The sequence below is a fragment of the Streptomyces sp. NPDC058086 genome (assembly GCF_042885015.1).
Taxonomy (GTDB): Bacteria; Actinomycetota; Actinomycetes; order Streptomycetales; family Streptomycetaceae; genus Streptomyces.
Window position 1 is genome coordinate 164,220 of the sequence record NZ_JBHVST010000011.1, and the last position, 9,752, is coordinate 173,971.

Sequence of the window (9,752 nt, forward strand, 5' to 3'; positions counted from 1 at the left end):
CGCGGCGATGTTGCCGCGGGGTTACGGAGGTGTGCGAGCGTGCTGCCAGGATGGGGACGAAACGGTCGTGCAGTGCAGATTTCCCGCATCCTAGGCACCCGTACCGCGTGGACCACCATGGGGGACGGCGAGTTCTTCTGCCCGGGCTGCGGGGGCGACCGCAACTACCAGCGGCTCACCGGCCGCCGCCGCTTCACCCTCCTCGGCGTCCCCGTCCTGCCGCGCGGCGACACGGGACCCGTCGTCGAGTGCGCCGCCTGCGGCCGCCACTACGGCGCGGACGTCCTCGACCATCCGACCACCACCCGCTTCTCGGCGATGCTCCGCGACGCTGTCCACACCGTCGCGCTCGCCGTGCTCGCCGCCGGTGGCGCCTGCTCCCGTACGTCCCTGGCGACCGCGACGACCGCGGTGCGCTCGGCCGGCTTCGACGACTGCACGGAGGACCAGCTCGGCGCCCTCGTCGAGGCGCTCGCCGCGGACACGGGCCGGATCTTCGGGGAGCCGTGTGGGGCGGGCCTCGCCATAGAGCTGCACGAGGCCCTGGACCCGCTGGCGCCGCACCTCGCCGCGACGGGGCGCGAATCGATCTTGCTCCAGGGCGCCCGGATCGCCCTGGCGGACGGGCCGTACACCCCCGCCGAACGGGACGTCCTCGCCACCGTGGGCGCGGCGCTGACGATCTGCGCGGACGACGTGACGCGACTGCTGGCGGCGGCGCGCACGCCCTCGTAGTGACGCGCACGCCCTCGTAGTGAGGGGACGGGAGTGGCGACGGGTGACTCAGGGTACGGTGTGAGCGACACACCGTAACGGGACCCTCGTGTCGCGCGGGGGAGAGCGGGGACCACCCTGAGCCGCAGCCTCGTCGCCGCCCTGGCCATCGGCCTCCTCGCCGCCGGCGCCGGTGTCGCGTCCGCCGCCGCCCCCGGTCCCCGTACCGAGTGCGTCTCCTCCGTGCCGTACACCGCGGGCGAGGGCGGCTACGACACCTACCGCATCCCGGCGGTCGTCACCACCCGCGCGGGCGCGGTGCTCGCCTTCGCCGAGGGGCGGCACGACGGCGCGGGCGACAGCGGCCACATCGACGTCGTCCTCAGACGCTCCTTCGACGGTGGCTGTACGTGGGGTCCGCTGCGGGTCGTCGCGGCCGGGGGCGGGGACACCCGGGGCAATCCGGCGCCGGTCGTGGACCCGCGCACCGGCCGGATCGTCCTGCTCACCTCCTACAACAGCGGCGCGGTGACCGAGGCGCGGATCATGCGGGGCGAGGTCACGGCGCGCCAGGGCCGCCGCGTCTTCGTCCAGACCAGCCGCGACGACGGCGCGCTCTTCTCCGCTCCCCGGGACATCACGGCCGAGGTGAAGCCGCCGGGCTGGCGCTGGTACGCGACGGGCCCCGGCCATGCGATCGCCCTCGGCCACGGCCCGCACGCCGGCCGTCTGGTCGTCCCCGCCAACCACTCCGCCGCCCCGCCCGAGGGCTCGACCGACACCGGCCGGGAAGCCAAGTACTACGGGGCGCACGCGATCTACTCCGACGACGGCGGCCACACCTGGCACCTGGGCTTCACCGACCGCGCCTACGACGGCCGGGTCAACGCCAACGAGAGCGGCGCGGCCGAACTCCCCGACGGACGCCTGTACTTCAGCGCCCGCGACGAGGGCGGCACCGCCCCCGGCAACCGCCTCGACACCTACTCCAGCGACGGCGGCGAGACCCTGGACCGCCCCTACGCGATCCAGTCCACCCTGGACGACGTCCCCGTCGTCCAGGGCAGTGTCCTCCAACCCCACGGCCCCCAAGCCCCCTTGCTCTTCTCGGCCCCCTCCGTACCCACCGCCCGCCGCGCGATGACCCTCTGGCGCAGCACGAACGGCGGCACCACCTTCACCAGGGCGACGACCCTCTCCTCCGCACCGGCCGCCTACTCGGACCTGGTCGACCTCGGGCACGACCGGGTCGGCATCCTGTACGAGACGGGCTCGACGCGGCCGTACGACAGGATCGAGTTCCGGCGTCTGCGCCGGCCGGGGTAGGTGACGGCGGCGGCGATTCCGGTGGGGTGGGCGGCCGGACGGTTGAGCACCGTACGACGGGATCTAGAGCAGGCCCGCCCCCGCCAGGTACTTCCCCACCCGTTCCACCTCCGCCTCCGACAGCGGCACCTGCGGCTCCGCCGTGGCCGGACAGGCGATGACGCCTCGTAGGTGCAGCGCCGCCTTGAACGCCCCGAGCGCCGACGAACCCCCGCCCATCCGGGCCGGATCCCCCACCCCGACCATCCCGAACAGCCCGCACAGCCGCTCCTGTTCGGCCCGCGCCCGCTCCCAGTCGCCCCCTCGGCAGAGCCGGTCGAGCCGTACGTACCCGTGCGGGTCGACGTTGGCGAGACCCGGCACGGCCCCGTCCGCCCCGAGTGCGAGCGCGGAGTCGACGACGAGTTCGGACCCGGTGAGGGCGGTGAAGCCGGTGATGTCGGGGTGGGCGCGGGCGCCCGTGACGACGGCGCGGAAGGCGGCGAGGTCGCCGCTGGAGTCCTTGAGGCCGCTCAGCACGCCCTCCGCGGCGAGGGACAGGACCAGCTCCGCGCCCAGCCTGGTGTGGACGGACACCGGGATGTCGTAGGCGAAGACGGGCACGGACGAGCGGGCGGCGACCAGGCGGAAGTGGCGCGCGATCTCCGCCGGATGGGTGCGGGCGTAGAAGGGGGCGGTCGCCACGATCGCGTCCGCGCCCGCCGCCGTCACATACGCCACATGGTCCAGCACCCTCGGCGTGGTCATGTCGATCACCCCGGCCAGCACGGGGAGCCGGCCTCTCACATGGGTGACCACCGTCTCCACCACGAGCCGCCGCTGGGCGTCCGTCAGGAACGCCGCCTCCGAGGACGAGCCAAGGACGAACAGGCCGTCGACGCCCCCCTCCACCAGATGGTCCACGAGCCTGACGAGCGAGGGGACGTCCACCTCGCGGTCCGGTGTCAGGGGCGTGCAGACGGGCGGAACGACACCGGTCAGCGGGGTGGGGATCGGCATGAAGACTCCCTCGGGGCGATCAAGGCTGCTGCTGGGCGGGGATGTCGGCCACGGCGGGCGCGGCGGACCCGGCCTGGGCCACCAGGTCGCGCGTCGACTGGTCCTCCTTCACAGGATGGTGGCACCGGAAGCGGTGGTCCGGCGTCGACGCGGCCGTGAAGTCCGGCATCACGCTCACGCACTCCTCGTCGGCCTTCCAGCAGCGGGTGCGGAACGGGCAGCCGGTGGGCGGGTGCGTGGCCGAGGGCACCGGGCCCACCAGCGGGATCGGGTCGATCGGGTCCAGGAGGCCGGGCGTCGCGGAGAAGAGGGCCCGGGTGTACGGGTGCCGGGCCCGGTCGGTGACCTCGGCGGCCGGGGACTCCTCCACGATCCGGCCCAGGTACATCGTGATCACCCGGTCGCTCATCCTCCGTACCGTCTGGATGTCGTGCGAGACGAAGACCAGGGCCAGGTCCAGGCGCTCCTTCAGGTCCAGCAGGAGGTTGAGGATCTGGGCGCGGACCGAGACGTCCAGCGCGCTCGTCGGCTCGTCGGCCACCACCAGGTCCGGGTCCAGGGCCAGGGCGCGCGCGATGGCCACCCGCTGGCGCTGACCGCCGGACAGCTGACCTGGCAGGACGTCCGCCAGGGCGCGGGGGAGGCCCACCAGGGACATCAGCTCCCGCACCCGGTCGTCCCGTTCCCGTGCCGTGCCGCGCCGGTGCACGTCGAGGGGGTCCCGCAGGATCCGGCGTACGGGCAGGCGGCGGTTCAGGGCCGTCGACGGGTCCTGGAAGACCATGCCCGTGCTGCCGCCGACGGACGCCCGTCGTTCGGCGGGCCGCATCGACCACAGGTCACGGTCACGGAAGCGCACGGTGCCGGACGTCGGCCGCTGGACGCCCACCAGCACCTTCGCCAGCGTCGACTTCCCGCACCCGGACTCGCCGACGACGCCGACCGTCTCGCCGGGCGCGATGGTGAGGTCGGCGCCGGTCAGGGCGTACACCCGGTCGCGGGTGAACAGGCCGCCGGAGCGGGCCTTGTGGACGACATGGGTGTCGGAGAGGGTGATGAGCGCGTTCACTGGACGGCCTCGCTCTGCGTGGTGATCAGATCGACCGCGGGGTGATGGCACGCGGCCGTGTGTGCCCGGGTGCCCAGCAGGCCGGGCGCCGTCGTCCGACACACCTCGCTCGCCGACGGACAGCGGTCGGCGAACCGGCAGCCCGCCGGGAAGTCGGCCGGGGCGGGCACGACCCCCTTGATCTGCGTCATCCGCTCGGCCGCCGACTCCAGGGACAGGACGCTGCCGAGCAGGCCGCGTGTGTAGTGGTGGGCCGGTGCCTCCACCAGGTCCGCCGTCACGCCCGTCTCCACGATCTGCCCGCCGTACATCACCACGACCCGGTCCGTGACGTCCGCGACGAGTGCCAGGTCGTGCGAGACGAGGATCAGCGCGAAGCCCAGCTCTTCCCGCAGCTTCAGCAGCAGGGTGATGATCTGCGCCTGGACCGTCACGTCCAGGGCCGTGGTCGGCTCGTCCGCCACGATCAGCTTCGGGCCCCGGGACAGGGCCATCGCGATCAGGACCCGCTGGCGCTGGCCGCCGGAGAGCTCGTGGGGGTAGCTGCGCAGGGTGCGTTCGGGGTCGAGACCGACCAGCGTGAGGAGCTCTGCGGGCGTCTGTCTCCCGCCCCGTCGCACCAGCTGCTTCAGCTGCGCCCTGATCGTCATCGCCGGGTTCAGGGACGACAGCGCGTCCTGGTAGACCATCGCCATCTCGTGGCCCAGCAGACGGCGTCGTACGCGCATCGGCTCGCCCACCAGCTGGCGCTGGTCGAAGCGGACATGGCCCCGGACCCTGGCCCCCTTCGGTTCCAGGCCCATCACGGCGAGCGCCGTCAGCGACTTGCCGCAGCCCGACTCGCCGACCAGGCCCAGGACCTCACCGGGGCGCACGTCGAAGCTGATGCCGTCGACGATGTCCACACCGCCGTGCCGGGTGTCGAAGCCGATGGCGAGGTTCTCCACGGAGAGGACCGGCCGGCCGGTGGGCAGGGGGCGGGCCCGGGAGCGCAGGCGGGCGGCGGCCTGCGTCAGACCGGGGAGTTCGAGGACCTCTCCGCTGCCGGGCTCGGGCGCCTCCAGCCGGTCACCGGCGGTCGCCGTCGCCGACACTTCCCGCGCCGCGGGCGCGGCCCACGCGTCCGAGACGCCCTCGGAGAGGATGTTCAGCGACAGTACGGTGATCAGCATCAGCAGGCCCGGGAAGACCGTCGCCCACCAACCGCCGGTCAGCACCATGTTCTTGCCGTCCGCGATGACACTGCCCCAGGACGGGTCGGGCGGCCGGACGCCCGCGCCGATGAAGGACAGCGAGGCCTCGAAGACGATGGCCTCGGCGACCTGGACCGTGCAGAACACCAGCACGGGGGCGGCGCAGTTGACGGCCACATGGCGCAGCACGATGTGCGGGGTGCGGGCGCCGATCACCCGTTCCGCCGTCACGTAGTCCTCGCCGTACTGGTCGAGGACGTTCGCGCGGACCACCCTGGCCACCGACGGGGTGAACAGGAAGGCGATCGCGCAGATCAGCACCGTGATGCCGCCGCCGAAGACGGCGACCAGGACGGCGGCCAGCGCGATGCCGGGGAACGCCATCACGACGTCCAGGCAGCGCATCAGTGTCTCGTCGACGGCCCCCCGCGAGGTCGCGGCGATCGCGCCGAGGAGCGCGCCGACGACGAGGGCGAGCGCGGTGGCGCCCAGGCCGATCGCGAGAGACCAGCGGGCGCCGTACATCAGTCGGCTCAGGATGTCCCGGCCGAGGCTGTCCTGCCCCATCCAGTGACCGCCGGAGGGGGCGCCGGTGCCGCCGGCCTGCGGTTGCTGGTCGAGCGGGTCGTGCGGGGCGAGCAGGGGCGCGAACACGGCCAGCAGGACCACGAGCGTGAGGAAGCCGAGGGCGATCCGGGAGAGGACGGGCAGGCGTCGCAGCCGGATGCCGGGCCGGGCGAGGCCCTCGGTGAGGCGTCGGCGGGAGAGCGGGGGGATCATCACGTGGCATCCCTCAGTCGCGGATTGACCAGCAGATACAGGATGTCGATGACGAGGTTCACGACCACGAATCCGGTGGCCGTGGTCAGGACGACGCCCTGGACGACCGCCGGGTCGCCGTTCTTCACGGCGTCGATCATCAGCTTGCCCATCCCGGGAAGCGAGAAGATCGTCTCGATGACGACCGCGCCACCGAGCAGATAGCCGACGCGCAGGCCGAGCACGGTCAGCGGGTTGATCAGCGCGTTGCGGAGCACATTGCGGCCGACCACGACCACCGGCGGCAGTCCGCTGCCGATCGCCGTCCGTACGTAGTCCTTGTCCAGCTCCTCGACCACGGCCGTGCGCACGATCCGGGTGAGCTGGGCGGCGACCGGGAGGGAGAGCGCGAAGGCGGGGAGCGTCATCGTCTTCAGCCAGCCGATCGGCGAGTCACCGGGGTTGATGTATCCGCCGGTCGGGAACCAGCCCCGGTCCACGGCCAGGTACTGGATCATCAGCAGCGCCAGCCAGAAGCCGGGCGCCGCGACCCCGGTCAGCGACACGACCCGGATGACCTGGTCGGGCAGCCGGTCGCGGTGGATCGCGGCGGTGACCCCGCCGAGCAGCGCGAGCACCACCGCGATGGCGAGGCCCAGGAAGGTGAGCTGGAGGGTGAGCGGCAGCGCGGTGGTGACCTGGTCGACGACCGGCGCCCGGGTCAGCGCGCTGGTGCCCAGGTCGCCGTGGAGCAGATCGCCGATGAAGTGGACGTAACGCACCGGGAGGGGGTCGAGCAGGCCGTTCTGCTGCCGGAAGTCGTGCAGTTGCCGAGGGGTCGGGTTGGCGCCCTGGAAGAACGCGGACGCCGGATCGACGTCCGAGAACCGCATCACCAGGAACACGAACAGCACGATGCCGAGCATCAGCGGCACGAGCAGGGCGACACGGCGGGCCAGGATGCGGACGATGGCCGTCATCTACGTCAGGCCCACTTGGCCTGAAGGAGGTTGACGCCCGGATAGGGCTGGGCCCTGAGCCCCGTGAGCTTCCTGGGGTCCCAGGCCGTCATCAGCTCGTTGTGCACGACCGGGTAGAGCACGGCCTGTTCGGCGACGACGTCGATGTAGTCCTGGATCATCGTCTTCTTCTTGTCGGCGTCCGGCTCCCGTGTCGCCAGGTCCATGTCCTTGAAGAGCTGCTTCGCGACCGGGTCGCCCGCCCACCGGGCGTACTGCATCCACAGGTTCTCGGGGCCGTAGTTGTAGTGCATGATCAGGTCGGCGTCGAGGCCGAACTGGTTGGGGTTCGAGGCGGCGGCCACCACCTGGTAGTCCTGCTTCTGGTCCATCTTCGTGAAGACGGCCGTCGTCTCCTGCGGCGAGAGCGTGGTCTCGACGCCGATCGCGTCCCAGGACGCCTTGATGGTCGGCAGACAGTCGACGATCCAACTGACGTTCACGGACAGGATCTCGATCTTCAGCCCGGAGACCCCGGCGGCCTTCAGGAGCTGCTTGGCCTTCTGCGGGTCGTACCCGTACACGGTCTTCGCCGGCCGGTAGGCCGGGTTCCCCTCGTTGAGGAACGAGCTCGACGGCTTGCCGTGTCCGTGCAGGGCGACCTCGACCATCTTGCCGGTGTCGATGGCGTAGTGCAGGGCCTGGCGCACCCGTACGTCGTCGAAGGGCTTGTGCTTGGTGTTGAACATCAGGAAGAGGTTGTTCATCCCCGCGCCGCCCTCGACGGTCATGCCGCCCTTCCTCAGCTGCTCGATGTTGGCGTACGGGATGTTGTCGGCGATCTGGGCCCCGGCGCTCGCGCCCGAGATCTTCGCGACGCGCGGGGCCGCGTCCACGATCGTCAGCCAGTTCATCTTCTTGAAGGCCGGTTCGCGCGGGCCGTTGTAGGCGGCGAACGCTTCGAAGGTGGTGTTCGACTTGGGGTGGTGGGCGGTCTGCCGGTACGGCCCCGAGCCCACCGCCTTCCCCTTGATCGCGTCGTCCCAGGCACCGGGCCGGGAGAAGACGTGCTTGGGCATGATCTTGGCGAGGGTGAGCCGTGCGATGCCTTCCGGGAAGGGGAACTTCAGCACCAGTTCGACGTTCGAGGCGTCGATCTTCCGGGCCTCCTTCAGCCAGCTCGCGAAGAAGCCCTTGCCGAGGGTCTGCGTCTTCGGGTCGAGGATCCGGTCGAAGACGAAGACCACGTCGTCGGCGGTGACGGGCTTCCCGTCGTGGAAGGTGGCCCCGGCCCGCAGCGTGAACTTCCAGGACGTACCGCTGAGATCGCCCGGCACCTGGGTCGCGAGCGCCGCGTACGGCTCCCGCGAGATCGGGTCCGTGTCCAGCAGGCCTTCGTAGATGTGGTTGTTGGCCGCCATGGCGAAGGCGGACGCGGTCTGTGTCGGATCCCAGCTGCCGTCGTTCCCGTAGCCGATGACGGCGGTGAGCGTCGCGTCCTTGCCGCCCTTCCCGCCGCCGGTGTCATTGGTGGACTGCGGCCCGGACGAGCAGGCCGCCAGCGAGGAGGAGAGGGCCCCGGCCGCGCCGAGGGCGCCGGAGTACTTCAGGAAACGTCGGCGGTGCAGCGCCGAGTGGTCGGTCACGTCGCGCACGGTTCCTCCAGAGAGAGGCGGGAGATACGACGTCCTACGTCATGGTGGGCAGCGTGACCATAAGAGGGCCCGTGAGGGCGGTCAAGGGATCGCACACGAATGGCGTATCTTCCAGAGGTGCGACCAATGAAGCCCTGAAACACGGGTAGTTGGTGCTGAATCCGCCCGGAGGTGGGACGTCGGATGTCCAGTGAGCGTACGATGCGGCGCATGTCTGAGGAGACCGGGAACCGGCGCGGGTCCGAGCGCAGGTCCGAGCGCCGGGTGAGCAGCCAGATCCAGCGCGAGGTCATGCAGCTGATCCTCGACCGCAGACTCCAGGCGGGCGCCCCGCTGCCCACCGAGACCGAGCTGATGCAGGACCTCGGCGTCAGCCGAAACTCCGTCCGCGAGGCCCTCAAGGCCCTGCAGGCCCTCGACATAGTCGACATCCGGCACGGTTACGGCACCTACGTCGGCGAGGCCTCGCTGACCCCCTTCGTCGACGGCCTCACCTTCCGCACGCTCGCCCAGCCCGACGACAAGAACGAGACCGGGGCGCTCGCGGAGATCCTCCAGGTACGGGAGGTGCTGGAGGAGGGGCTGATACGCCGGGTGGCGGCTGTGCTCACCGAGCCGGAGCTCGACCGCCTCGAAGCGGTCGTGGCCGAGATGGAGGAGACGGGCCGCTCAGGCCGCCCCTTCCCCGAACTCGACCGCGAATTCCACGAGTTGCTGTACGCCTCACTCGGCAACGCACTCGTGCCGCAGCTCCTGGGCGCCTTCTGGACCGTCTTCAGCCGGGTCGCCGGCATACGCGGCTGGACCGACGACCCGGCGCCCGAACTGACCGTCCGCCGCCACCGCGACATCGTCACCGCCCTGCGCGCCCGAGACGTGGAGGCCGCCCAACGCGCGATGGCCGACCACTTCCGCGGCATCGAGGCGAGGGCGGCCCAGGAGTCCAGGGGAGTGGGCTGAACCCGCCCACCCCTGCCACAGGCCCTAGGCCCTGTCGTCAAATTCCCGTCTGCCCTGCGACGCCATGCACGCCCTCTCGCCGCACCGGGCACAGACCCAAGTACGTCCAGTACGAGGG

The 9,752-nt window shown here is 71.5% G+C and carries 8 protein-coding genes; 3 read left to right on the forward strand and 5 right to left on the reverse strand.

Annotation, left to right across the window (positions count from 1 at the left end; genetic code table 11):
• Nucleotides 1-39: 39 nt before the first annotated feature.
• Together ACFVWD_RS11775 and ACFVWD_RS11780 are read left to right on the forward strand one after the other, a co-directional pair.
• On the forward strand, nt 40-735 hold the full coding sequence (locus ACFVWD_RS11775; protein WP_389595383.1) for a TerB family tellurite resistance protein: 696 nt from the start codon (nt 40-42) through the stop codon (nt 733-735).
• 147 nt (nt 736-882) lie between these two features.
• On the forward strand, nt 883-2,040 hold the full coding sequence (locus ACFVWD_RS11780; protein ID WP_389595400.1) for an exo-alpha-sialidase: 1,158 nt from the start codon (nt 883-885) through the stop codon (nt 2,038-2,040).
• 63 nt (nt 2,041-2,103) lie between these two features.
• On the opposite strand, the gene ACFVWD_RS11785 is transcribed toward ACFVWD_RS11780, so the two are convergent.
• From ACFVWD_RS11785 to ACFVWD_RS11805, 5 genes are read right to left on the reverse strand one after another with little or no spacing between them, the layout of a single operon-like run.
• Nucleotides 2,104-3,039, reverse strand: a complete 936-nt coding sequence (locus ACFVWD_RS11785) for a dihydrodipicolinate synthase family protein (protein WP_389595385.1) — start codon at nt 3,037-3,039, stop codon at nt 2,104-2,106.
• 19 nt (nt 3,040-3,058) lie between these two features.
• A complete protein-coding gene (locus ACFVWD_RS11790) occupies nt 3,059-4,108 on the reverse strand; it encodes an oligopeptide/dipeptide ABC transporter ATP-binding protein (protein ID WP_389595387.1) in 1,050 nt (349 codons plus the stop codon).
• Complete coding sequence (locus ACFVWD_RS11795) at nt 4,105-6,081, reverse strand: dipeptide/oligopeptide/nickel ABC transporter permease/ATP-binding protein (RefSeq protein ID WP_389595402.1); 1,977 nt, start codon at nt 6,079-6,081, stop codon at nt 4,105-4,107. The genes ACFVWD_RS11790 and ACFVWD_RS11795 overlap by 4 nt, the downstream gene beginning before the upstream one ends.
• The gene (locus tag ACFVWD_RS11800; RefSeq protein WP_389595389.1) at nt 6,081-7,040 is read right to left on the reverse strand and encodes an ABC transporter permease; all 960 of its coding nucleotides are present in this window, start codon (nt 7,038-7,040) and stop codon (nt 6,081-6,083) included. The genes ACFVWD_RS11795 and ACFVWD_RS11800 overlap by 1 nt, the downstream gene beginning before the upstream one ends.
• A 5-nt stretch (nt 7,041-7,045) precedes the next feature.
• The gene (locus ACFVWD_RS11805) at nt 7,046-8,674 is read right to left on the reverse strand and encodes an ABC transporter substrate-binding protein (RefSeq protein WP_389595391.1); all 1,629 of its coding nucleotides are present in this window, start codon (nt 8,672-8,674) and stop codon (nt 7,046-7,048) included.
• Between the two features lie 210 nt (nt 8,675-8,884).
• Between ACFVWD_RS11805 and ACFVWD_RS11810 the strand changes: the two genes are divergently transcribed.
• Entirely contained in the window at nt 8,885-9,634 is a 750-nt protein-coding gene (locus ACFVWD_RS11810) for a FadR/GntR family transcriptional regulator (RefSeq protein WP_389595393.1), read from the forward strand.
• Nucleotides 9,635-9,752 lie beyond the last annotated feature (118 nt).

Excerpts from the sequence above, each read along its gene's own strand:
- ACFVWD_RS11785 (WP_389595385.1), bottom strand. The coding sequence starts at position 3,039 with ATGCCGATCCCCACCCCGCTGACCGGTGTCGTTCCGCCCGTCTGCACG.
- ACFVWD_RS11810 (WP_389595393.1), top strand. The coding sequence starts at position 8,885 with ATGTCTGAGGAGACCGGGAACCGGCGCGGGTCCGAGCGCAGGTCCGAG.
- ACFVWD_RS11800 (WP_389595389.1), bottom strand. The coding sequence starts at position 7,040 with ATGACGGCCATCGTCCGCATCCTGGCCCGCCGTGTCGCCCTGCTCGTG.
- ACFVWD_RS11795 (WP_389595402.1), bottom strand. The coding sequence starts at position 6,081 with ATGATCCCCCCGCTCTCCCGCCGACGCCTCACCGAGGGCCTCGCCCGG.